Annotated in this window: 20 protein-coding genes and 1 tRNA gene; 10 read left to right on the forward strand and 11 right to left on the reverse strand. The window is 72.7% G+C overall.

The genetic code is table 11. The annotated features are described in order from the left end of the window. Positions 1-63 precede the first annotated feature (63 nt). The 4 genes from QHG49_RS26095 to QHG49_RS26110 are packed head-to-tail and all read right to left on the reverse strand — an operon-like array spanning position 64 to position 3,481. Entirely contained in the window at positions 64-1,128 is a 1,065-nt protein-coding gene (locus QHG49_RS26095) for a nitronate monooxygenase family protein (protein WP_301491548.1), read from the reverse strand. Then, entirely contained in the window at positions 1,128-1,868 is a 741-nt protein-coding gene (locus QHG49_RS26100; protein ID WP_301491549.1) for a CoA-transferase subunit beta, read from the reverse strand. The genes QHG49_RS26095 and QHG49_RS26100 overlap by 1 nt, the downstream gene beginning before the upstream one ends. After that, complete coding sequence (locus QHG49_RS26105; RefSeq protein ID WP_301491550.1) at positions 1,865-2,716, reverse strand: CoA transferase subunit A; 852 nt, start codon at positions 2,714-2,716, stop codon at positions 1,865-1,867. Before QHG49_RS26105 ends, QHG49_RS26100 begins: the two co-directional genes overlap by 4 nt. Further along, positions 2,717-3,481, reverse strand: a complete 765-nt coding sequence (locus QHG49_RS26110) for an enoyl-CoA hydratase family protein (RefSeq protein WP_301491551.1) — start codon at positions 3,479-3,481, stop codon at positions 2,717-2,719. It lies immediately after the preceding gene. A gap of 110 nt (positions 3,482-3,591) precedes the next feature. On the opposite strand from QHG49_RS26110, the gene QHG49_RS26115 reads away from it, so the two are divergent. Together QHG49_RS26115 and QHG49_RS26120 are read left to right on the forward strand one after the other, a co-directional pair. After that, complete coding sequence (locus QHG49_RS26115; RefSeq protein ID WP_301492926.1) at positions 3,592-4,383, forward strand: SDR family oxidoreductase; 792 nt, start codon at positions 3,592-3,594, stop codon at positions 4,381-4,383. A gap of 7 nt (positions 4,384-4,390) precedes the next feature. Beyond that, the gene (locus QHG49_RS26120) at positions 4,391-5,305 is read left to right on the forward strand and encodes an SDR family oxidoreductase (protein WP_301492928.1); all 915 of its coding nucleotides are present in this window, start codon (positions 4,391-4,393) and stop codon (positions 5,303-5,305) included. Positions 5,306-5,412: 107 nt separating this feature from the next. On the opposite strand, the gene QHG49_RS26125 is transcribed toward QHG49_RS26120, so the two are convergent. Together QHG49_RS26125 and QHG49_RS26130 are read right to left on the reverse strand one after the other, a co-directional pair. Further along, a complete protein-coding gene (locus QHG49_RS26125) occupies positions 5,413-6,294 on the reverse strand; it encodes a hypothetical protein (RefSeq protein ID WP_301491552.1) in 882 nt (293 codons plus the stop codon). An 87-nt stretch (positions 6,295-6,381) separates the two neighbouring features. Beyond that, positions 6,382-8,142 (reverse strand): beta-galactosidase family protein, encoded by a 1,761-nt coding sequence (locus tag QHG49_RS26130; RefSeq protein ID WP_301491553.1) that lies wholly within the window; start codon positions 8,140-8,142, stop codon positions 6,382-6,384. Positions 8,143-8,240: 98 nt separating this feature from the next. Between QHG49_RS26130 and QHG49_RS26135 the strand changes: the two genes are divergently transcribed. From QHG49_RS26135 to QHG49_RS26150, 4 genes are all read left to right on the forward strand, one after another. Then, a complete protein-coding gene (locus QHG49_RS26135; RefSeq protein ID WP_301491554.1) occupies positions 8,241-9,194 on the forward strand; it encodes an AraC family transcriptional regulator in 954 nt (317 codons plus the stop codon). Between the two features lie 11 nt (positions 9,195-9,205). Beyond that, a complete protein-coding gene (locus tag QHG49_RS26140; protein WP_145484821.1) occupies positions 9,206-9,538 on the forward strand; it encodes a chorismate mutase in 333 nt (110 codons plus the stop codon). A 123-nt stretch (positions 9,539-9,661) separates the two neighbouring features. Beyond that, the gene (pepN, locus tag QHG49_RS26145; protein WP_167532193.1) at positions 9,662-12,154 is read left to right on the forward strand and encodes an aminopeptidase N; all 2,493 of its coding nucleotides are present in this window, start codon (positions 9,662-9,664) and stop codon (positions 12,152-12,154) included. 106 nt (positions 12,155-12,260) lie between these two features. Further along, on the forward strand, positions 12,261-13,085 hold the full coding sequence (locus tag QHG49_RS26150; RefSeq protein WP_301491555.1) for an NAD(P)H-binding protein: 825 nt from the start codon (positions 12,261-12,263) through the stop codon (positions 13,083-13,085). A gap of 303 nt (positions 13,086-13,388) precedes the next feature. Here the strand turns inward: QHG49_RS26150 and QHG49_RS26155 are convergent, their stop codons facing one another. Beyond that, entirely contained in the window at positions 13,389-14,024 is a 636-nt protein-coding gene (locus QHG49_RS26155; RefSeq protein WP_301491556.1) for a GNAT family N-acetyltransferase, read from the reverse strand. A gap of 168 nt (positions 14,025-14,192) precedes the next feature. On the opposite strand from QHG49_RS26155, the gene QHG49_RS26160 reads away from it, so the two are divergent. The 3 genes from QHG49_RS26160 (at position 14,193) to pyk (ending at position 18,551) form a co-directional block, all read left to right on the forward strand. Continuing rightward, entirely contained in the window at positions 14,193-15,551 is a 1,359-nt protein-coding gene (locus QHG49_RS26160) for an aminotransferase class V-fold PLP-dependent enzyme (RefSeq protein ID WP_301491557.1), read from the forward strand. Further along, positions 15,548-16,987, forward strand: coding sequence for a lysine N(6)-hydroxylase/L-ornithine N(5)-oxygenase family protein (locus QHG49_RS26165; protein WP_301491558.1), 1,440 nt, complete (start codon positions 15,548-15,550; stop codon positions 16,985-16,987). Before QHG49_RS26160 ends, QHG49_RS26165 begins: the two co-directional genes overlap by 4 nt. Positions 16,988-17,114: 127 nt before the next feature. Next, positions 17,115-18,551: a pyruvate kinase gene (gene pyk / locus QHG49_RS26170; protein ID WP_145484810.1), complete on the forward strand. Its 1,437-nt coding sequence runs from the start codon at positions 17,115-17,117 to the stop codon at positions 18,549-18,551. 96 nt (positions 18,552-18,647) lie between these two features. On the opposite strand, the gene QHG49_RS26175 is transcribed toward pyk, so the two are convergent. After that, a tRNA-Leu gene (locus QHG49_RS26175) sits at positions 18,648-18,722 on the reverse strand. A gap of 100 nt (positions 18,723-18,822) precedes the next feature. Between QHG49_RS26175 and QHG49_RS26180 the strand changes: the two genes are divergently transcribed. After that, complete coding sequence (locus QHG49_RS26180) at positions 18,823-19,479, forward strand: ANTAR domain-containing response regulator (RefSeq protein ID WP_145484808.1); 657 nt, start codon at positions 18,823-18,825, stop codon at positions 19,477-19,479. 91 nt (positions 19,480-19,570) lie between these two features. On the opposite strand, the gene QHG49_RS26185 is transcribed toward QHG49_RS26180, so the two are convergent. The 3 genes from QHG49_RS26185 to QHG49_RS26195 are packed head-to-tail and all read right to left on the reverse strand — an operon-like array spanning position 19,571 to position 23,034. Further along, positions 19,571-20,287 carry an ABC transporter ATP-binding protein gene (locus QHG49_RS26185; protein ID WP_159700466.1) on the reverse strand — a complete coding sequence of 239 codons (717 nt, stop codon included), beginning with the start codon at positions 20,285-20,287 and terminating at the stop codon, positions 19,571-19,573. Then, positions 20,284-21,255, reverse strand: coding sequence for an ABC transporter ATP-binding protein (locus QHG49_RS26190; RefSeq protein ID WP_145484804.1), 972 nt, complete (start codon positions 21,253-21,255; stop codon positions 20,284-20,286). Before QHG49_RS26190 ends, QHG49_RS26185 begins: the two co-directional genes overlap by 4 nt. Positions 21,256-21,261: 6 nt before the next feature. Continuing rightward, the gene (locus QHG49_RS26195; protein ID WP_301492929.1) at positions 21,262-23,034 is read right to left on the reverse strand and encodes a branched-chain amino acid ABC transporter permease; all 1,773 of its coding nucleotides are present in this window, start codon (positions 23,032-23,034) and stop codon (positions 21,262-21,264) included.

The following is a 23,034-nucleotide window of genomic DNA, read 5'->3' on the forward strand; positions in this document are numbered from 1 at the left end:
GACCCCGTCAGCCCCGGTACTGCCAGGCCCCGGGTTCGCCGGACGCCGTCCACGCCGACCCCGTCAGCCTCCGGCGCGCCCCGCCGTTTCCGTCAGCCCCTTCATCACCTCCTCCGCCTCCTTCACGATCCGCTCCACCAGTTCCGCGCACGAGGGCAGGTCCTCGATCACCCCGGCGACCTGCCCGGCCGCCATCACCCCCAGGTCCGTACGGCCGTCCACCATCGCCGACTTGAGCAGCATCGGCGTGTTCGCCGCGAGCAGCAGCCGGCTCCAGGACAGCTCCTTGCCGTGACGCAGAGCGAGACCGTCGCGGACCAGCTGCCGCCAGGTCAGCCCCGACAGCCGCCGGTAGTCTGCCGCCCGCCGCACCGCGTGCCCGAGGGTCCGTATGCGGCCCGAACGCTCCAGCGCCGCCACCAGGTCCGTGCGCAGCATGCGGTGCGGCAGCCCGTCCACCGCCCGGGTCACGGTGACGTCCCGGACCGTGGCCGCCAGATACCTGGCCTTCACCGGATCCGGCACCGTGGAGTCCGAGGTCAGCAGGAACCGGGTGCCCATCGCCACCCCCGCCGCCCCGTACGCCAGCGCCGCCACCAGGCCCCGCCCGTCGAAGAACCCGCCCGCCGCCACCACCGGTATCCGCACCGCGTCCACCACCTGCGGCAGCAGCACGCTCGTGGCCACCTCGCCGGTGTGCCCGCCGCCCTCGCCTCCCTGCACGATCACCGCGTCCGCGCCCCACTCCGCCACCTTCTCCGCGTGCCGCCGCGCCCCGACGGACGGGACGACCACCACCCCCGCCCCCTTGAGCCGGGCGATCAGCTCGCGGGAGGGTGCCAGCGCGAAGGAGGCCACCCGGACGCCCTCCTCCAGCAGGATCTCCACCCGCTCGACCGCGTCCTGGGCGTCCGCGCGCAGATTCACCCCGAACGGCGCCCCCGTGCGCGACCGCACCTCCCTTATCGCCGAACGCAGCTGAGCGGGTGTCATCGTGGCCGAGCCCAGGATGCCCAGCGCGCCCGCGTTCGCCGCCGCCGACACCAGCCGGGGCCCGGCCACCCAGCCCATCCCGGTCTGCACCACCGGATGACGGACGCCGGTCAGCCGGGTGAGCGTGGTCTCCATCAGTCCCGCACCCCCTCGGGCACCGCGCGCTCCCGGGCCCCCTCCGGGTCCAGCACCTCGCGGATCAGCCGCAGTTCCCCGGGCTCGGGCTCCCGGGTGACGGGCACCTCGTCCGGCGCCACGAGTTCAAAGCCCGTCGCCTCCCGCACCTCCGCCACGCTCACCCCCGGATGCAGCGAGGCCAGCCGCATCGAGTGGTCCGGCGCCCGGAAGTCGAGGACCCCGAGATCGGAGACGACCCGCCCGAGGTGGTGGAACCGGGCCGTCCGGCCGAGCGCGGCCGCCCGGTCGTACCCCACCCCGCACACCATGTCCACCCGCTCCACGAACACCCGCCGCGAGTGCCGGGGGATCCAGTAACTCGTCGGATTGTTCAGCGTGTTGAGCGAGGCCCCGCGCACCCCGAGCAGCTGGCGGCGGGGGCGGGCCCAGTCGCCGACGCAGGAGATGTTCTGGTTGCCGTACCGGTCGATCTGGCTCGCGCCCATCATCACGTGCCGGCGGCCCCCCGCCACCAGCGTCAGATGCTCCCGGAACGTCAGCCGGCCCTCCGGGGTGCCGTCCGGGCGGACCAGCAGGGCCTCCCCGTCGGTCAGCAGCAGGTCCGGAGCGAAGGTGAGCCGGGCCAGCCGCGCGCCCAGCGAGGGGATCAGCCCCATCGGGCTCGCCAGTATCTCCCCGGCCCCGCGCCACGCCTCGGCGCAGGCGATCACGCAGTACTCCGCCCGGGTCGCCCTCATCGCCCCGCCTCCTTGCGCCACTCGGCCACCGCCGCCCGGTACCCGCCCTCGCCGGCGCCGAGGAACCGCCCGGCGAACTCCGGCCATGGCGTCTTCGCGTACAGCCGCTGGAACTCCTCGTCCCGTCCGTAGTCCGGCGCGCAGGAGGTGAAATGCGCACCGTCCGGCGCCTCCACCACGCCCGTCACGGTGAGCCGGCGCAGCAGCAGCGACTCCGGCGGTGCCCCCTCGGTCAGCTCGGCGGTGTCCACGATCCGCTCGCAGGAGACGTAGGCCGTATCCGCCGCCGCGCAGAACAGATCGTCGAAATACGGGTCCGGACCCAGACACTGACCGGTGCCCAGCCGGTCGGCGCGGTGCACATGCACCAGGGCCGCGTCCAGCCGCAGCGCGGGCATCGCCACCAGCGTCTCCCCGTCCTCGTACGGCGAAGTGACCGTCCGCAGGCCGGGATTGACGCGCATGACGTCCGAGCCGACGCCCGCCCGCACCGGCAGGAAGGGCAGCCGCTGCGCCGCCGCCTCCAGGCCGCGCAGCAGCATCCCCTCGTCCACCTCCGTCAGTTCGAGCCCGCCGCGCTCGCGGACCGCCCGGTAGTGCGGTTCGAGCGGGATCGAGTCGAGGGTGACGAAGGCCGTGACCAGTCGCCGCACCCGCCCGGCCGCGGCCAGCATCCCGACGTCCGGGCCGCCGCAGGAGACGACCGTGAGATCGCGTAACCCCGACCGCAGCAGTGCGCGCACCAGGGCCATCGGCTTGCGGCGCGCGCCCCAGCCGCCGATGCCCAGGGTCATCCCGCTCTCCAGCCGCCCGACGACCTCCTCGGCGGTCATCGTCTTGTCGCCCATCTACACCCCCTCCTTCCTGTCCCCGCCCGTGTCCTCGCCGAACGTGTCGCGCACCCGGTCGGCCAGCCCGCTGAGGGCCGCCTCGAAGGTGAAGCCCTGCTCGAAGCGGTAGCTACGGCGCACATCGGCCGGATCGATGCCGTTGATCGCGGCCTTGGCCATGCGCAGCAGCCGGCCGTCCTTGGCGGCGATCTCCCGGGCCAGCTCCAGCGCCGCCGCCCGCAGCTCCGCGCCCGGCACCACGCGCCACACCGAGCCGTGCCGGTGCAGCTCCGCCGCGCTCGCCGTCCGCCCCGTGTAGTACAGGGCGCGCATCAGATGCTGCGGGACCAGCCGGGCCAGATGGGTCGCGGCGCCCAGCGCGCCCCGGTCCAGCTCGGGCAGCCCGAAGACGGCGTCCTCGCTCGCCACGATCGCGTCCGCGTTGCCCACCAGGCCTATCCCGCCGCCCAGGCAGAACCCCTGCACCGCCGCGATGACGGGTGTCCCGCACTCGTACACCGCGGCGAAGGCGTCGGCGCAGCCCTGGTTCGCGCCGATCAGCGCCCGCTGTCCGTGCGTCTGTATCTCCTTGATGTCCACGCCCGCGTTGAACCCCCGGCCCTCGGCGGCCAGCACCACGCAGCGGACCTCGGGGTCGCGGCCCGCGGCGCGCACGGTCTCGGCCAGCGCGGACCAGCCGGTCACCGGGAGCGCGTTGACCGGCGGGAAGTCGACGGTGACCACGGAAATCCCATTTTCCGGGGACGAACGGGAGACACCCATGGGCGCATCAGCTACCTTTCCACCAAACATTTGTTAGGTGCGATGGCTACGAAATTAGCAGCCGCCACGGACCAGCGGGAGGCCCTGTGGAAAACTCGACCGCGCGCCCTGTGGACAACTCCTGGCACGCCCCGGCCGGCTCCTTCCGCGGCCGCACCGTCCTCGTCACCGGCGGCACCCGCGGGGTCGGCGCCGGCATCGCACGGGCCTTCGCGGACGCGGGCGCCCACGTCCTGACCTGTGCCCGCAGGCCCCCCGAACAGCCGCTGGACGGCGTCGAGTTCACCCCGCTCGACCTGCGGGACCCGCCCGCCGTCCGGGCCTTCTTCGGCGCGCTGACCCGGCTCGACGTACTCGTCAACAACGCGGGCGGGACGCCGTACCGGCGGCTGCTCGACGCGGACGCCGAACACCACGCCAAGGTCCTGGAGCTGAACCTGACCGCCCCGCTGACCGCGTCCCTCGCCGCCCACGAGCACCTGCGGCGCAGCCGGGGCTCCGTCGTCATGATCGGCAGCGTCAGCGGCGGCCGCCCCTCGCCCGGCTCCGCCGCCTACGGCGCGGCCAAGGCGGGGCTCGCCAATCTCGCCGCGTCCATGGCGGTGGAGTGGGCGCCGCATGTACGGGTCAACACGCTCGTGGTGGGCATGGTGCGCACCGAGCGGTCCGCCGCGCACTACGGCGGCCCCGAGGGCATCGCCGCCGTCGCCCGCACCGTCCCGCTCGGCCGGCTGGCCGCTCCCGCCGACGTCGGCGCCGCCGCCGTCTTCCTCGCCTCCGACGCCGCGGCGTACATCAGCGGGGCGAGCCTCCAGGTGCACGGGGGTGGGGAGTGGCCGGTATTTCTGGGTGCGGTGGGGCGAGGGCCCGCGGGAAGTCCGACGTCCTCGGAGGAGAGCTGAGATGGGTGTGAGCGGAATCTGCGCGCGGCGGGTGGTCGTCGTCACCGGCGCGGGGCGGGGGCTGGGGCGGGCGCACGCCCTCGCCTTCGCGGCGGAGGGCGCGCGGGTCGTCGTCAACGACCTCGGGGTACGGCTGGACGGCGAGCCCGCCGGTGGGAACCCGGCGGAGGCCGTCGCCGCCGAGATCCGCGCGGCGGGCGGCACGGCGGTGGCGCACGGCGGGGACGTCGCGACGAGCGAGGGCGCGGCCTCGCTGGTGCGGACCGCGGTGGAGACGTACGGGCGGCTGGACACGCTCGTCAACAACGCGGGGTTCCTGCGCGACCGGATGCTCGTCAACCTCGACGAGGACGACTGGGACGCGGTGCTCCGGGTCCATCTCAAGGGGCACTTCCTGCCGCTGAAGCACGCCGCCGCGTACTGGCGGGCCGAGGCGAAGGGCGGGCGCGGGCCGGTCGCGCGGGTCGTCAACACCGGCAGCGGGGCCGGTCTGCTGGGCTCGCTCGGGCAGGGGAACTACAGCGCGGCCAAGGCCGGGATCGTGGCCCTCACCCTGGTCGCGGCGGCCGAACTGTCCCGGTACGGCGTCCGGGTCAACGCCATCGCCCCGGCGGCCCGGACCCGGATGACCGAGCGCACCTTCGCCGAGACGATGTCCGCCCCGGCGACCGGCTTCGACGCCATGGCCCCGGAAAACGTCTCGCCGCTGGTGGTGTGGCTGGGCTCGGTCGCGAGTGCGGGCGTGAACGGACGGGTGTTCGAGATCGAGGGCGGCCGGCTCAGCGTGATGGAGGGCTGGCGCCGCGGCCCCACGGCGGACAAGGGGGCCCGGTGGGGAGTGGAGGAGGTGGGCGAGGAGGCGTTACGACTGCTGGGGGAGGCGGAGCGGCCGGGCGCGGTGTACGGGACGGGGACCGGCTGACCCGCCGGCACCGGGGCGCGGGCTACGGAACCCCCCCCGCGCCCGAGGCGCGGCCAACGGAACACCCCTCGCGCCCCCGACCGACACGCCCCCTCGACCGCCCCCGCTCACGTATCGCACTCCGACACCACCCCGCACAACCCGCACCGCGCCCGCACCCGCCCCCGCACCGGCACCCTGATCCGCTGGTGGCAGGTCGGGCACGGGAAGGTGACGTGGAGGGCGCCGGCGGGGTCGGTGCCGAAGGAGTAGGGGGCGCCCGGGGGAGCCGGTGCGGCGTGGCGGCGGTCGTGGGCGTAGCGGCGGCGGCCCGCCCAGCCGGCGCCGGTCAGCGGGGGCTGCTGGGCGTCATGGCGGGCCCGCGCCAGCCCCTTGGTGTACGCGGTGTACGCCTGCGGGCTGGTGAACCGGATCGAGGGGTCCTCGTCGAACAGCAGCGCCCGCTTGGCCAGCACGTACCCGAACTCCTCCGGGGTGAGATAGCCCAGCTTCTGCGAGGAGAGCGAGTCCTCCCGGTAGGCGTCCAGCAGCAGCCAGCCCGCGCCCAGGTACGTCGTCACCGTGTCGGTGAGGATCTCGTTCTCCGCCGTGGTGGGGAAGGCGAGGTCCAGGCGGTGCAGATAGGCGTGCGCCACCTCGTGCGCGAGCGCCGCGCCGATGTCCTCGCGATGGGTGCGGAAACGGTCGTTCAGCTCCACGAAGTACTCGGGCCCCGCCGCCAGTTCGATGTTCGCCGCGTGGGTCATCTCCCGGAAGCCGACGATCAGCCGCGCGTCCGGCAACCGGAAGTGCCGCACCATCTCCCGGGCCACCCGCTGAGCCCCCAGATGCAGGTCGTCGGTGTCGCAGAACGCCACGTCCGCGGGGGCCACGCTGGTCGCGAACGTCTGTACGGTCGTCGGCGACAGCCGCCGGTACAGCGCGGTGATCGCCGCCCGCACCGTCTCCAGATGCGGGAAGCCGTGCTCCACCGGTCCGCCGTTCGCCACGTCGGCACCCCCAGACCCCGGACATCCCGCGCCGGTCCCCGACCGCCTCGGCGACCGCCCCTCCAGGGTAGGCGCCGCACCGCCCCCTCACACCGGCAGCAACCGCGGCACGGCCGCTCCCGCGCCCGCCGCGTCCTCCAGCTCCAGCACCCACACCTCGTTCTCGCCCTCCCGCAGCACCGGCCCGGGAACGTACAGCGACCGCTGGGGCCCCACCGACCAGTAGCGGCCGAGACAGAACCCGTTGATCCACACGAATCCGCGCGTCAGCCCGGTCAGTTCCAGCCGGGCGTCCCCGGCCGCCCCGAGGACCGTGGCCGTGCCCCGGTACAGCCCAGGGCCGCCCGCCGGGGGCGGCGCGCTGAACGGCACCGCCGACACGCCGTCCTCGAACGCGTCCAGGTCCAGCCCCCGGGCCCGCACCCCGTGCAGGTACTGCCGCTCGTGCAGCACGCCCCCGGTGATCCCCTTGGCCTCGCCCAGGAGCGGCCCGTAGTTCACCCGGCCGAGGGACTCCACCCACAGCTCCACCCGCGCCGGACCCGCGACGGGCTCCTTGAGCCGCGGTTCCGCCTCGGTGAGCACCCCGGCCCGCACCCCGTCGACGTACACCACGGCCAGATCCCGCAGCCCCCGAACGGACAGCGGGTACGGCTCGCGCGGTCCGGGCACGTCCACCTCGTAGCGCACCAGGCCCCGGGTGACGCCCAGTTCCTCGAACGTGGGCGCCTGGGGGCGTGTCGTCTCCGCGCCGCCGAGGGCGGACAGCACGGCGTCCATAGGAGCCCATTCGGCGAGCCGAACCCCGGCGGGGGCGGCCAGTCGTGCGGGCTCCGGCGGGAGCTCCGGCAACGGGCCCTCCCGGTGGCGCGCCAGCACCTCGCGGAAGCGCCGGAACTTCTCCGTCGGGCGGCCGTACTCATCCACCGGGGCGTCGTAGTCGTACGACGTCACATCCGGCTGAAGCGCACCCTCGTGCAGCTCGCCGCCCCGGTTGGCGCCCGCCCAGCCGCCGAAGCTCGTGCCGCCGTGCGCCATGTAGAGGTTCACCGAGGCGCCGCACTCCAGGATCTCCCGCAGCACCTCGGCGGCCTCCCCGGGATCGCGTACGGCGGGCGTGCCGGACCAGTGGTCGAACCAGCCGCACCAGAACTCCACGCACATCAGCGGGCCCTCGGGCCGGTGGCGGCGCAGCGCGGCGAAGGACTCACGCGCGCGGGAGCCGAAGTTCGCCGTGGCGAGCACCCCGGGCACCGACCCGCCGGTCAGCATGTGGTCCTCGGGGCCGTCGGAGGTGAACAGCGGCACGGTGACACCCTCGGCGCGCAACAGGGCGGCCAGTTCGGCGAGATAGCCCGCGTCGGAGCCGTAGCTGCCGTACTCGTTCTCCACCTGCACCAGGACCACCGGGCCGCCGCGGTCGGCCTGCCGGGACACGATCTCGGGCAGCAGCCGGCCGAACCAGTCGCGGACATGGCGCAGGTACCGCTCGTCGCTGGTGCGCACCCGCCCGCCCAGCTCGCCCGTCAGCCAGGCCGGCAGACCCCCGTTCTCCCACTCGGCGCAGATGTAGGGACCGGGCCGCACGATCGCCCACAGGCCCGCAGCGCGCGCCGCGTCCAGGAACCGGCCGACCGCCGCCACGTCCCGGTGGCGCCCCGGGGCCGGCTGGTGCAGATTCCACGGCACGTACGTCTCCACGCAGTTGAGACCCATCGCCCGCAGCATCGCGAGCCGGTGCTCCCACTGCTCCTCGTGCACCCGGAAGTAGTGCAGCGCCCCGGACAGCAGCCGCACCGGCCGCCCGTCCAGCAGGAAGTCCCTCTCGCCCACGGTGAACTCGCTCATACCGCCAAGGCTCACCCCTTCCGGTGCCCGGCACCATGGACGAAGATCGGCGCCACTTGGACAAAAATCGGCCGCCGCCGACGCCAGGAGGAGCAGCGATGTACCAGACCTGGATGCGGTTCTTCAGCCCCGGCCCGGCCCACCACCGCCTCGGCCTGGTCTGCCTCGGCGTCGGACTCCAGCACGGCGCGCTGCCCACCGTCGGCCCGCGCACCCTCGACCACCATGTGGCCGTCGTGATCAGCTCAGGCGGCGGCTGGTACGCCGGCGCGGACGGCCGCCGTACGACCGTCACCGCGCCCGCGCTGCTCTGGCTCACCCCCGGCGTGCCCCACCACTACGCCCCCGATCCGGACACCGGCTGGGACGAGGGCTTCGTGGACTTCGCCGGGCCCGCCACCGCTACTTACACGGAACTGGGCTACATCGAGCCCGAACGGCCCGTCGTGGCCCTCTCCGACGCCGCCGGACCGCGCGCGGTCGTCGCCCGCATCGCCCGCGCCGCCCGGCGCGGCAACCCCCTCCTGGAGGTGGAGACCGGCGCCGCCGTGCATGAACTCCTGGTCGCCCTGCGCCGCGCCCGCGCCGATCTCGCCCCCGACGGCGATCAGGTCCTCGAAGCCCTCGCCCGGGACGCCTGCGCCCCGCTCAGCGTCGCCGACCACGCGGCCCGGCACGGCATGACCACCGCCGAACTGCGCGGCGCGGTCCGCCGGGCCGCCGGCTGCACCCCCAAGGACTACCTGCTCGGCATCCGGCTCGGCCGCGCCAAGGAACTCCTCGCCGCCACCGAACTGCCCGTCGCCGCCGTCGCCCGCCGCGTCGGCTACGACGATCCCGCCTACTTCTCCCGCCTGTTCACCCGGCGTGTCGGCCTCGCCCCGGCCCGCTTCCGCGTTCAGCAGGGCCGCAGCGTCCCGGGCGGCTGGAGCGAGCGGGTCCCGGACCCGGACGACCCCCCGATGATCGTCCCCGGTCTTCCCTCGACGATCCGACCATCCGACGATCCATCCACCGGACACCCCATGAACCGGTCCCCGTCGACCACATAGGGTTGGCGTCCATGACCACCAGCAACACGGGTACGGGTGCCGTGGACCCCGAGGTCCGCCAGGAACTGGAACGGCTGCGCGACAGCATCGACAACATCGACGCGGCCGTCGTCCATATGCTCGCGGAACGCTTCAAGGCCACCCAGCAGGTCGGCCGGCTCAAGGCCGTGCACCAGCTGCCGCCCGCCGACCCGGCCCGAGAGGGCCGCCAGATCGACCGGCTGCGCCGACTCGCCGAGAACGCCAAGCTCGATCCCGCGTTCGCCGAGAAGTTCCTGAACTTCATCATCGCCGAGGTGATCAGGCACCACGAACGCATCGCCGAGGACACCAACGGGAGCTGAATCCGGAACCCGGATCCCGGGCTCCGAATTCCGAACAAGGTGAAGGAAAGGGGCGGGTCGGATAATAACCGTGTAACGCTCCTCCTCTGTGCGCTGTCAGTCCCATCAGGCAGCATGGCGTGCATGTCCGCACTCACGCGCGATGAAGCGCAGCTCCGAGCTCAGCTCCTCGACGTCCACCGCTACACGGTCGAACTGGACCTCACCACCGGGGACGAGACCTTCGACTCCCGTACCGTGATCCGGTTCACCACGCGGTCCGACGGGGACACGTTCCTCGAGGTGAAGCCCGCCGAGCTGCGCTCCGTCACCCTCGACGGACAGCCCCTGGACCCGGATTCGCTGCACGAGGACCGGCTGCCGCTGAAGAACCTCACCGCGGGCGAGCACGAACTGCGCGCCGAGGCGGCCATGCGCTACTCGCGCACCGGCGAGGGCATGCACCGCTTCACCGACCCGGTCGACGGCGAGACCTACCTGTACACACAGCTGGCCATGGACGACGTCCGGCGCGTCTTCCCCGCCTTCGACCAGCCCGACCTGAAGGCCGTCTTCGAGGTTTCGGTCAAGGCGCCCGACGAATGGACCGTACTCGCCAACGGTGTCACCGAGCGCGGCCCGGACGGCATCTGGCGGGCCGCGCCCACCCCGCCGATCTCCACCTACCTGGTCGCCGTCGCCGCCGGCCCCTGGCACTCGGTGCGCACCGAGCACCGCGGGCTGCCCTTCGGCATCCACTGCCGCCGCTCCCTCGCGCCCTACCTCGACGTGGACACCGAGGAGATCTTCGAGGTCACGCGCGCGTGCTACGACCGCTACCACGAGAAGTTCGAGGAGCCGTACCCCTTCGACTCCTACGACCAGGCGTTCGTGCCCGAGTTCAACGCGGGCGCCATGGAGAACCCCGGCCTGGTCACCTTCCGCGACGAGTTCGTCTACCGCTCCGCCGTCACCGACACCGAGCGCCAGCTGCGCGCCATGGTCATCTCGCACGAGATGGCCCACATGTGGTTCGGCGACCTGGTCACCCTCAAGTGGTGGGACGACATCTGGCTGAACGAGTCCTTCGCCGAGTACATGGGCTACCAGACCACCGCCGAGGCCACCCGCTTCAGCGACCCCTGGACCGAGTTCGGCGTCACCCGCAAGGCGTGGGGCTACGAGGCGGACCAGCGCCCCACCACCCACCCGGTCGCCCCCGAGGGCGTGGACGACGCCGCCTCCGCCCTGCTCAACTTCGACGGCATCTCGTACGCCAAGGGCGCCTCCGCGCTGCGCCAGCTGGCCGCCTGGCTGGGCGAGAAGGACTTCCTCGCGGGCATCAACACCCACTTCGCCCGGCACAAGTTCGGCAACGCGACCCTCGCCGACTTCCTGGACTCCCTCGCCTCCGTCACCGAACGCGATGTGCGCGCCTGGGCCGACAGCTGGCTGCGCACCACCGGCGTCGACACCCTCACGCCCGTGACCGGGACCGCCGACGGCGCCTGCACACTGACCGTCGACCACAAGGGCAGCCGCCCGCACCGCATCGTCGCCGGCCTGTACGACCACGACGTCGCCGACGAGGGCCGGCTGATCCTGCGCGAGCGCCTCGAACTCGACGTCCCGCAGGACGAACCGCGCCCCATCGGCAAGCGCCCCGCGCTGCTCCTGCTCAACGACGGCGACCTCACCTACGCCAAGGTCCGCTTCGACGCCGAGTCCTTCGCATCGGTCCGCAGCAGCCTGTCCGGGCTGCCCGACCCGCTCACCCGCGCGATCGTCTGGAACGCTCTGCGGGACGCGGTGCGCGACGGCGAACTCGCGCCCGCCGCCTACCTGGAGATCGCCCGCGCCCATCTGCCGCGCGAGACCGACCTCGCCATCGTGCAGGGCGTGCTCGTCTTCGCGAGCGGCCAGATCGCCGACCAGTACCTGCCGGCCGCGGAGCGCCCGGCCGCGCTGGGCACCCTCACCGCCCTCTGCCGCGACCTGCTGCGCCGCACCGAGGACGGCGACCACCCCGGCCTGCGGCTGATCGCCGTCCGCCACCTGGTCAACGTGGCCGCCCACCCGGACACCATCGCCGCCTGGCTCGCCGACGGCACCGTGCCCGGCGGTCCCGAACTCGACCCCGACCTGCGCTGGCGCATCCTCGCCCGGCTCGCCGTGCTCGGCGCCACCGACGAGGCCGCCATCGCCGCCGAACTGGCCCGCGACCCGAGCGCCACCGGCCAGGAGGGCGCCGCCCGCTGCCGCGCCGCCCTGCCCGACCCGGAGGCCAAGCGCGCGGCCTGGGCCGCGATGTTCGACGGCGACGACCTGTCCAACTACCTGTTCACGGCCACCGCCCACGGCTTCTGGCAGCCCGAACAGGCCGACCTGGTGCGGGAGTACGTGCCGCGCTTCTACGAGGAGTCGGTCCCCCTCGCCGCCCGCCGCGGCCCCGCCATCGCCGCCTCCGTCGGCCGCTGGTGCTTCCCGGCCCACGCCGTCGACGCCGAGCATGTGCGCCTGGGCGAGGCATGCCTGGACCGCGACGACCTCACCCCGTCCCTGCGCCGCGCCCTGGCCGACCGCCTGGACGACCTGGGCCGTGCGCTGCGGGCCCGCGAGGGGGAGGGACGGAAGTAGGACCGATGGCCCAGGCGCCGCTGGTCCTCAATGCCGATGCGGCACCCGGATCGGCCTCCTAGGCTCGGTGGAACGACATGATCGACCGAGCCGGGAGGCAACCATCGTGATCGCAGTGACCGGCGCGACCGGAAACGTGGGCCGCGCCCTGGTGGACCGACTCCTCGCCGCGGGCCGGCCGGTACGCGCGCTGACCCGTGACCCGGAGCGGGCCGCGCTGCCCGAGCGGGCCGAGGTGGCGCGGTTCCGGCCCGAGGAACCCGCCGCCCTGTTCGACGGGGTGGCCGGGGTCTTCCTCTACGCGCAGGCCGTCACCGAGCCCCTGCTGGCGGCGGCCCGCACGGCCGGGGTCCGGCACGCCGTCCTGCTCTCCAGCGGCATCGTCCAGGAGGGCGCCGACGAGTCCCACCCCATCCACGTCCTGCACGCCACCGCCGAGGGGCTGATCCGGGACAGCGGCCTGGAGTGGACGTTTCTGCGGCCCCACGCGTTCGCCACCAACGCCCTCCAGTGGGCGCCCCAGGTCCGCGCCGGGAACACCGTCCGGGGCGTCTACGCGGACGCGGTGGCCGCACCGATCCACGAGGACGACATCGCCGCCGTCGCCGAACGCGTGTTCCTGGACGACGGCCACGAGGGTGCCGTACACCGTCTGACCGGACCGGCGGCGGCCACCAACGCCGAGCAGGTCGCGGCGATCGGCGCGGCCGTCGGCAAGGAGCTGACCTTCGTCGAGATCGACCCCCGCACGGCCGGCCCCGAGCTGTTCCCCTACCTGGACGCGCACATGCTCGACCGCCTTCTCGAGACCTTCGAGGCCACCATCGGCGTACCCCCGGAGATCACCGACACGGTCGAACGGATCACGGGCACCCCGGCCCGCACCTTCGCCCGGTGGGCCCGTGACCACGCGGCGGACTTCGGCGCCTAGCCCCCGGTTTCCGGGACCTGCTGCTCGGCGCTGCGTCAGGCCGCCGAGCAGCGGGCACACCAGCAGTCCGCCGAGTTCCCGCGCCCGGTTGCCCGTCGCACGAGGGCGAAGAAGGCGGCCCGCCTGTGGCAGCACTCCCTCGACCTGGTGGCCACGCCGAGCATGGCCTGAGTGCCTGAGTGCCTGAGTGCCTGAGTGCCTGAGTGCCTGAGTGCCTGAGTGCCTGAGTGCCTGAGTGCCTGAGTGCCTGAGTGCCCGAGTGCCTGAGTACGGCCCGGCAACGGCTTGGCCGCGTCCGCGGATCTAAACGCCACGCCCCTGACCGCAGCCAAGCCGCAATCCGCGCACTCCGGCCCCGCGCCCCGCCTCAGCGCCCTCCGGCCCCGCGCCCCGCCCCAGCCCCCCGCCCCGCCTCAGCACCGCCCGCCGTACCCCCTCCTCCCGCGGTCCCGACCTGCGGTTGGCGCTGGTCGGGCCGGGTTCCGGGTCCAGGGTGAAGCCGAGCCGCTCCAGGAAGCGTTCGCCGGCGCGCCAGCCGGGTGGGACCGTCGCCGTCACCAGGGGCGGATCCCCGGCCCGTTGCAGCAGGGAGCGGGCCAGGCGGTGGCCGAGACCGCGACCCCGGGACCAGGGGGCCAGCAGGAACAGGCCGACGGCGATCGCACCCGGCTCCGGGTGGTCGCGCACCGCGTCCACGACACCCGCGACCACCCCGTCCCGCTCCAGCACCAGCAGGACCTTGGCATCGGGACGCGCGCCCTCGGGCAGGCCGTAGTACAGGCTCTGCACATCACCCGGCGCCGACGGCAGCCCGGTGGCCGCCAGGAACCAGTCCTCGCACTCCTCGAACAATCGGATCAACGGCGCCTCGTCCGCCGGGGCGAGTTCACGTACCACCACCCGTTCGCCGGGCACCTCGAGCATCCACGTGTCCACCATCCGGCCGACGGTAGTGGCAGATCCGGCCGCTCCGACAAGTTTTCCCCGTACGGCAGTACCCACGTGCGGGTCCCGCTCGTTGGACGTACGGGACACCCGTCCCTGTTCCCGTACCACCCGGAGCCCACGCGGCGCGCCCCGAGCAGTCCCGAGAGCGGAGGCCAGCCCATGCCCACCCAGCCCCTCGCCTCGGGCCCGCACGGCCTGGCCGCCCTCCGCCCGCTCCTGGACACGGTGCTGGACGCGCTGGCGGAAGGCCGGGAGGCGCGCGGCGGCCCGCTGCCCGCAGGCGGACCCGAGGCCACCGCCCGGCAGGTCGCCGACGCGTTCGGGGACGTACTGCCGGAGGAGGGCGACCCGGACGGCCTGCGCGATCTCGTACGACTGCTCGCCGAGGGCGCCGCCGACCCCGCCGACCCGCTGTGCGCCGGCCATCTGCACTGCCCGCCCCTCGCCGTGGCCACCGCCGCCGACCTCGCGGTCAGCGTCCTCAACCCCTCCCTCGACTCCTGGGACCAGGCTCCCGGAGCCACCGCCCTGGAAGCCGTCGTCACCCGGGCCCTCGCACAAGCGGCCGGACTGGCCGACGCCCTGGTCACCACCGGCGGCACCGAGTCCAACCAACTCGCCCTGCTGCTCGCCCGCGAGGCGGGAAACGGCAGCGTCCAGCTCGTCTGCGGCGACGCCGCCCACCACTCGCTGGCCCGCGCCGCCTGGCTGCTCGGACTGCCCGAGCCGGTGCTCGTCCCGGCCCCCGGCGGCACCCTCGACCCGGCCGCCCTCGACGCCGCCCTCACCGCGCTCCCCGGCCCCCTGCTGGTCGCCGCCACCGCGGGCACCACCGACGCCGGCCTCATCGACCCGCTGCCGGAGATCGCCGCCCTGTGCGCGGCCCATGGCGCCCGGCTGCACATCGACGCCGCCTACGGGGGCGGACTGCTCTTCAGCGACCGGCACCGCGGCAGACTCGCCGGACTCGACGCCGCCCACACCGTCACCCTCGACCTGCACAAACTCGGCTGGCAGCCGGTCGCCGCCGGCCTGCTCGCCGTCGCCGACCCGGCCGAACTCGCCGTACTCCACCACCGGGCCGACTATCTGAACGCGGACGACGACACCGAGGCCGGCCACCCCGACCTGCTCGGCCGCTCCCTGCGCACCACCCGCCGCCCCGACATCCTCAAGGCCGCGGTCACCCTGCGGACCCTCGGCCGCCGCGGCCTCGGCGCGCTGGTCGACCAGGTCTGCGACCTGGCCCGTGAGTTCGCCGCGCTCATCGAGGCACACCCCGGCTTCGAGCTGTACGACACGCCCGTCATCAGCACGGTCCTGTTCCGCCCCGCCGAGGCCACCGACGCCGCCGTGGCCGACGCCCGCCGCGCACTGCTGCACGAGGGCCGGGCCGTCCTCGGCCGCGCCCGGCTCGACGGCCGCCTCTGGCTCAAGGCCACCCTCCTCAACCCCCACACCCGGCCGGACGACCTGGCCCACCTGTTGAAACTCGTCGAAGGAAGCACCCCCAGATGACCCCCCACCCGGCCCCTCGGACCACCCTCCTGCCGCGCCGTGACCCCGACGCCCCCCGCGACCTGGTCGGCATCGGCATCGGCCCCTGCAACCTCTCCCTCGCCGCCCTCGCCCAGCCGCTGCCCGAACTCGACGCCGTCTTCTACGAACAGCGGCCCGGCTTCAGCTGGCACCCCGGCCTGCTCATCGAGGGCTCCACCGTCCAGGTGCCCTTCCTCGCCGACCTGGTGAGCCTCGCCGACCCCACCAGCCCCTGGAGCTTCCTCAGCTACCTCAGAACCCGCGAGCGACTGTTCCCCTTCTACTTCGCCGAGCGCTTCCACATCGAACGCGCCGAGTACGACGCCTACTGCCGCTGGGCCGCCCGGAACCTGCCCGGACTGCGCTTCGGCCACCAGGTCGACGCCGTCCGCTGGAACCCCGAACGCGCCCTGTTCGAGGTCGACTTCACCCAGCTCGACGCCGACGGCGAGGCCGACGCCCTCGGCCGCGCCTACACCCGCAACCTGGTCCTCGGCGTCGGCACCGTCCCCCATGTGCCGGCCCCGCTCAAGCCCATGGTCGACGCCGAGGGCCTGCCCGTCGTACACGCCGCCGACTACCTCGACCACCGCGAGGAACTGCTGGCCGCCGGGCACATCACCGTGGTGGGCTCCGGGCAGTCCGGCGCCGAGATCTTCCTCGACCTGCTGCGCCGCCGCCCGGCCGGCGAGGAGCGGCTGCACTGGATCGGCCGCAGCCCCGCGTTCTCCCCGATGGAGTACTCCAAGCTCGGCCTGGAGCACTTCACCCCCGACTACACGCGCTACTTCCACGCCCTCGCCGAGCCCGTCCGCGACCGGCTGGTCGGCGCCCAGTGGCAGCTGCACAAGGCCGTCGACGCCGGCACCCTCGCCGCCATCCACGACGAGCTGTACCGGCGCACCCTGGACGGCGGCTGGCCCGACGCCGTCCTCACCCCGGGCGTGCGGGTGCGCACCGCGGGCCGGATCGCCAGCAACAAGATCGAGCTCCATCTGGAGCACCTGGAGGAGAGCAGCCGCTCCCGGCTCGCCACCGACGCCGTCGTCCTCGCCACCGGCTACCAGCAGCGGCCCCTCGGCCGTCTCCTCGCCGGGCTCGACCCTTATATGCGCCGCGACGCCGGCGACCGGCCGCGCATCGACGCGGACTTCCGCCTGGTCCTCGACCCCTCGGTCACGGGGTCCGTCTACGTCCAGAACGCCGAACTGCACACCCATGGCGTCGGCGCCCCCGACCTGGGCCTCGCCGCCTGGCGCGGCGCCACCATTCTCAACTCGCTCACCGGAAAGGACGCCTACCCCCTGCCGGACCGCACGGCCTTCACCACCTTCGGCCTGCGCGAACCGCATTCCGCCGTCCCCCAGGCCCGGCACTCCACCCAGCAACTCACCCCGCTCATCGAAGAGAAGTGAGCGGAATTCGCTCATAGGAGCGGCCGTCCGCACAATTCAACACTTGTCAATAAGGCTTCACGTAAAGGTTGTTGAGTGGTCATGCGGCCCGGAATCTCTACCGGCGGGTAAGCCCTAGGCTCGAACCATGCGCCGAGCAAAGATCGTCTGTACATTGGGGCCCGCCACCGACTCGTACGACCAGATCAAGGCACTGGTCGAGGCCGGAATGGACGTCGCCCGCTTCAACCTCAGCCACGGCACCCGCGCCGAACACGAGGAGCGTTACCAGCGCGTGCGCAAGGCTGCCGACGAAACCGGCCGCAGTGTCGGAATCCTCGCCGACCTTCAAGGTCCGAAGATCCGCCTCGGCCGTTTCGCCGAGGGACCGGTACTCCTTGAACGCGGCGACGAGTTCACCATCACCGTCGAGGACGGCGTGGAGGGCGACCGCCACCGCTGCGGCACCACCTACGCGGGGCTCGCCGGGGACGTCGTCCCCGGCGAGCGCGTCCTGGTGGACGACGGCCGGGTCTGCCTGGAGGTCACCGCCGTCGACGGCCCCCGGGTGCGCACCCGGGTGGTCGAGGGCGGCATGGTCTCCGACCACAAGGGCCTCAATCTGCCCGGGGTCGCCGTCTCCGTGCCCGCCCTGTCCGAGAAGGACGAGGAGGACCTGCGCTGGGCGCTGCACATCGGCGTCGACGTCATCGCCCTCTCCTTCGTGCGCAGCGGCGACGACGCCCGGGTGGTGCACCGCATCATGGCCGAGGAGGGCCGCCGCCTCCCGGTGATCGCCAAGGTCGAGAAGCCCCAGGCGGTGGCCAACCTGGACGACATCGTGGCCGCCTTCGACGGGCTGATGGTCGCGCGCGGCGACCTCGGTGTGGAGATGCCCCTGGAACAGGTGCCGATCGTCCAGAAGCGCGCCATCAAGCTGGCCCGGCGCAACGCCAAGCCGGTCATCGTCGCCACCCAGATGCTCGACTCCATGATCGACAACTCCCGCCCCACCCGCGCCGAGGCCTCCGACGTGGCCAACGCGGTCCTCGACGGCACGGACGCGGTGATGCTCTCCGGCGAGACCAGCGTCGGCAAGTACCCGGTGGAGACCGTGCGCACCATGGCGAAGATCGTCATGGCGGCCGAGGAGGACATGCTGGCCAAGGGGCTCCCGCAGCTGACCGAGCGGAACAAGCCGCGCACCCAGGGCGGCGCGGTCGCCCGCGCGGCCGCCGAGATGGGCGACTTCCTCGGCGCCAGGTTCCTGGTGGCCTTCACCCAGTCCGGGGACACCGCCCGTCGGCTCTCCCGCTACCGCTCGCCGATCCCGCTGCTCGCCTTCACCCCCGAGCCGGCCACCCGCTCCCAGCTCAGCCTCACCTGGGGCGCCGAGACCTTCCTCGGCCCGCACGTGGACTCCACCGACGCGATGGTCGAGCAGGTGGACGAGCTGCTGCTGCGGTACGGCCGCTGCGCGAAGGGCGACGTCGTGGTGATCACGGCCGGCTCCCCGCCCGGGGTCTCCGGCTCCACCAACATGGTCCGCGTCCACCGCATCGGCGAGGGCGGCCCGGAGGCGTAGACGGCGGTCGGATACGAAAAAGGGCCCCTTCGCCGAAGGGGCCCGCACAAACCCGTGAATCGGGAAAACCGGTGACCTTGGAAAACAAGGAAAAAGTGCCCCGGGTCGGACTCGAACCGACACTGTACGGGTTTTGAATCCGTTGCCTGCTGCCAATTGGGCTACCGGGGCTCGCAGAATCAAAGGTTTCCCCCGACCCTCCGCGCGTCCACCATACCGTAGCTAGGTAGGCTCTTGTCAGCAGTACCCCTGCACCGAACGAGGAGCCCCCGTGACCGCCGAGTCGCCCCAGCCCGTAGACGCGCCCGACGACGACAAGTCGCACGTGCCTCCGCTGACGACCCGTGTCGTCATCGCCGAGGACGAGGCGCTGATCCGCCTCGACCTCAAGGAGATGCTGGAGGAGGAGGGGTACACCGTCGTCGGTGAGGCCGGCGACGGCGAGCAGGCGATCGAGCTGGCCCGCGAGCACCGGCCGGACCTGGTGATCCTGGACGTGAAGATGCCCAAGCTGGACGGCATCTCCGCGGCCGAGAAGATCGCCGAGGAGTCCATCGCCCCGGTCCTGATGCTCACCGCCTTCTCCCAGCGCGACCTGGTCGAGCGCGCCCGGGACGCGGGGGCGATGGCGTACCTGGTCAAGCCGTTCAGCAAGAGCGACGTGGTGCCGGCGATCGAGATGGCCGTCTCCCGCTTCACCGAGCTGAAGCAGCTGGAGCAGGAGGTCGCCGACCTCACCCTGCGCCTGGAGACCCGCAAGCTGGTCGACCGCGCCAAGTCGATCCTCCAGACCGAGTACGGCCTGACCGAGCCGGCCGCCTTCCGCTGGATCCAGAAGACCTCCATGGACCGCCGCATGTCGATGCAGCAGGTCGCCGAGGCCGTGATCACGGACAACGAGGAGAAGAAGGCCGCCAAGAAGGGCTGAGCCCGCTCCCGCGTACGACCGATGCCCGCGCCCCCTTTCCGGAGGGGGCGCGGGCATCGTCGTACAGAAGGGGCGTCAGTCAGAAGGAGCGTCAGTCCTCGCCCAGATACGCCTTGCGGACCGACTCGTCGTGCAGCAGATCCTGTCCGGTGCCGGACAGCACGATCGAGCCGACCTCCATCACATGGCCCTGGTCGGCGAGCGAGAGCGCCGCCTGGGCGTTCTGCTCGACCAGCAGGATGGTGGTGCCCTGGGACTTCAGCTCCGCGATCGTCGCCAGGATCTTCTGCATCATGATCGGCGACAGACCCATGGACGGCTCGTCCAGCATCAGCAGCTTGGGCCGGGACATCAGCGCCCTGCCCATGGCCAGCATCTGCTGCTCGCCGCCCGACAGAGTGCCCGCGGCCTGCTTGCGCCGCTCGCCCAGGATCGGGAAGAGGTCGTAGGCGCGCTGGATGTCCCGCTCGATGCCGTCCTTGTCCTTGCGCAGGAAGGCGCCGAGCTGGAGGTTCTCCGCGATGCTCAGCCTCGGGAAGATGTGCCGGCCCTCGGGGGAGTGGGCCAGGCCCAGGGCGACGATCTTGTGCGCGGGGACGCCGGTGAGCGGCTTGCCGTCGAACAGGATCTTGCCGCCGACCGGCTTGAGCAGCCCGGACAGGGTGCGGAGGGTGGTCGTCTTGCCGGCGCCGTTGGTGCCGATGAGGGTCACGACCTGGCCGGCCTCGACGCTGAACGAGATGCCCTTGACGGCCTCGATCTTGCCGTAGGCGACCCTGAGGTCCTCGACCTCCAGCAGTGCGGTCACTGGGTCTCTCCCTCTGTGCTGTCGGCGGAACCGGCCGCCTCGACCTCGGCCGCCCCGGCCTCCGTCGCCTCACCCTCGGCTGTGCCGGCCCGCGCCGTCCGGGCCGCGGTCGCCGCGGCCTTCGCCGTGTCCGCCGTCTCGGCCGCGGCCGCTCCGGCCTCCGCCGCCTCGACCTCGGCGGCCTCCGCCTCGCCCGGCTCGCCCTCGAAGGGCTCGCCCAGATAGGCGGCGATGACCCGCTCGTCGGCCTGGACGACCTCGGAGGTGCCCTCGATCAGCTTCTCGCCCTGCACGAGCACGGCGACGCGGTCGCACAGGTTGAAGATGAACCGCATGTCGTGCTCGATGACGAGGACGGCGATGCCCATGTCCCGGATGGCGAAGACCAGTTCCTCGGTGGCCCGGGTCTCCTGCGGGTTCATGCCCGCCGTCGGCTCGTCCAGGAGCAGCAGGCCCGGCTCGCTGGCCAGCGCCCGCGCGATCTCCAGCTTGCGCTGCTCGCCGTAGGGCAGATTGCGCGCCAGGTGCTCGCGCTTGCCGGCGAGGCCGACGAACTCCAGGAGTTCCAGGGCCCGCGCCTCGGACTCGCGCTCGGCCTTGCGGAAGCCGGGGCCGCGCAGCAGCGCCGACCACAGGCCCTCCTTGGTCCGCGTGTGGCGGCCCACCAGGACGTTCTCCAGAACGGTCATGTTGGCGAAGAGCCGGATGTTCTGGAAGGTACGGGCGATGCCCGCCTGCGTCACCAGGTGCGGCTTGGGCGGCAGCACCTTGCCCTGGTAGGCGACGGTGCCCTCGGTGGGCACGTACAGGCCGGTGAGGCAGTTGAAGAAGGTGGTCTTGCCGGCGCCGTTCGGCCCGATCAGACCGACGATCTCGCCGCTGTTCACCGTGAAGTCCACGGACCGTACGGCGGTCAGACCGCCGAACCGCATGGTGACGTCACGGGCTTCGAGTACAGGTGTCGTCATGGTTCCTTACGCCCCTGCCTTGGTGACGGCCGTGTCCTCGGACAGCGTCGTCTGTGCCGGTACGTCGAGCTGGCCGGTCTCGTGGAACTCCAGCTTGCGGCGGCGGTTGGCGATGATGCCCTCCGGCCGGAACCGCATCAGCAGGATCAGTGCCACACCGAAGGCGAGCAGCTCGTAGTTCTGCATGAACTGGAGCTTCTCCGGGATGAGGTAGAGCAGGCTGGCGCCGAGCAGCGGGCCGCTGACGGTGCCCATGCCGCCGAGGACGACGGCGGCCAGCAGGAAGGCCGAGTTGGGCGGGGCGGCGCCGGCGAACTGGTACGGCTGCGGGTTGACGCTGTAGTTCACGTGCGCCATCACGGTGCCGGCCAGGCCCGCCAGGGAGGCGCCGAGCGCGAACGCGATCAGCTTGACCCTGAAGCCGTTGATGCCCATGGCGGTCGCGGCGGTCTCGTCCTCGCGGATGGCGATCCAGGAGCGGCCGATACGGGAGTCGGCGGCGCGGGTGAAGACGAGCACCACGATCGCCGTGATGATCAGCATCAGGAACAGGTAGTTGGCGAACCGGCCGAGGGTGAACGAGCCGAAGGTGTGGGCGTCGCCCAGGTTGAACCCGAAGAGCTGGATGTCGGGGATCTGGGTGATGCCGTTGGGCCCGCGGGTGACGTTAGGACCGGAGTCGCCGTCCAGGTTGTTGACGGTGATCCGGAAGATCTCTCCGAAGCCGAGCGTCACGATCGCCAGGTAGTCGCCGCGCAGCCGCAGCGTCGGACCGCCGATCAGGACACCGAAGACCAGCGAGGCGGCCATGCCGGTGAGCGCCGCGGCCCAGAAGGGGAAGTGGACCTGGAAGGGCGAGTACTCGGAGCCGGAGACCAGGGCGGCCGCGTAGGCGCCGACGCCGAGGAAGGCGACGTAGCCGAGGTCGAGCAGACCGGTGAGGCCGACGACGATGTTCAGGCCGAGCGCGACGGTGGCGAAGATGAGGATGTTCACGCCGATGTTGGCGTTGTGGTCGTTGCTCTGCGTGAACGGGAAGATCACGGCGGCCACGAACGCCAGGCAGGCCGCGAAGCCCTTGTGGCGGGTGGACATGGTCGTGTACCGGTCGAGGAGCCCGGCGTGCACCAGACCCCAGGCGGCGAAGACGCAGATCAGCAGGAAGCCGATGAAGGTCTCGCTGTCATCGTCGTCGATGCCGATGCCGTAGGTGAAGACCACCAGGCCGAGGGCGGTGCCGACGGTGACGACGGCGCGTTCCACGAGTGGCGACAGGGTGCCGGGGCGGGGCTGGTCGGGCTTGGTGAGATAGCCCTTGAGGCCGGTGCCCGGGGCCGGGTGCGGCAGGGCGAGGGCGCCGAGCACGGGAAGCAGGGAGGCCACCATCGCGACGTACGCGCCCGGGTCGAGGTTGACCAGTCCGCCGAGGTCGACGGCGATGGCGATACCGGTGAACCAGCAGACGGCGAACGCCGACAGGGCGGTCAGGAACACCGGGCTGGTGGCGCCCGACGGGTTCAGCCAGCCGAGGCCCTTCACCCGCCACAGGGCGAGCGCGTACAGCAGGGTGAGCGCGCCGGCGACCAGGGCCAGGATCTGGAGTCCGGCCGGGTAGCCGTAGATGGTCAGGTTGCCGGGGAAGTCGGACGTCCAGGTCCAGCTCAGGAAGGCGCTGGCGATGGTGCCGACGGCGCCGACGGCGATGAGCGGCCGGGCCGCGGCGGCCGGGAGCGGCAGGGGGCCGCGCTCCGCCGGGGTCTGGAGGGTGGTGTCGGTCAT

The organism is Streptomyces sp. WP-1 (assembly GCF_030450125.1).
Taxonomy (GTDB): Bacteria; Actinomycetota; Actinomycetes; order Streptomycetales; family Streptomycetaceae; genus Streptomyces; species Streptomyces incarnatus.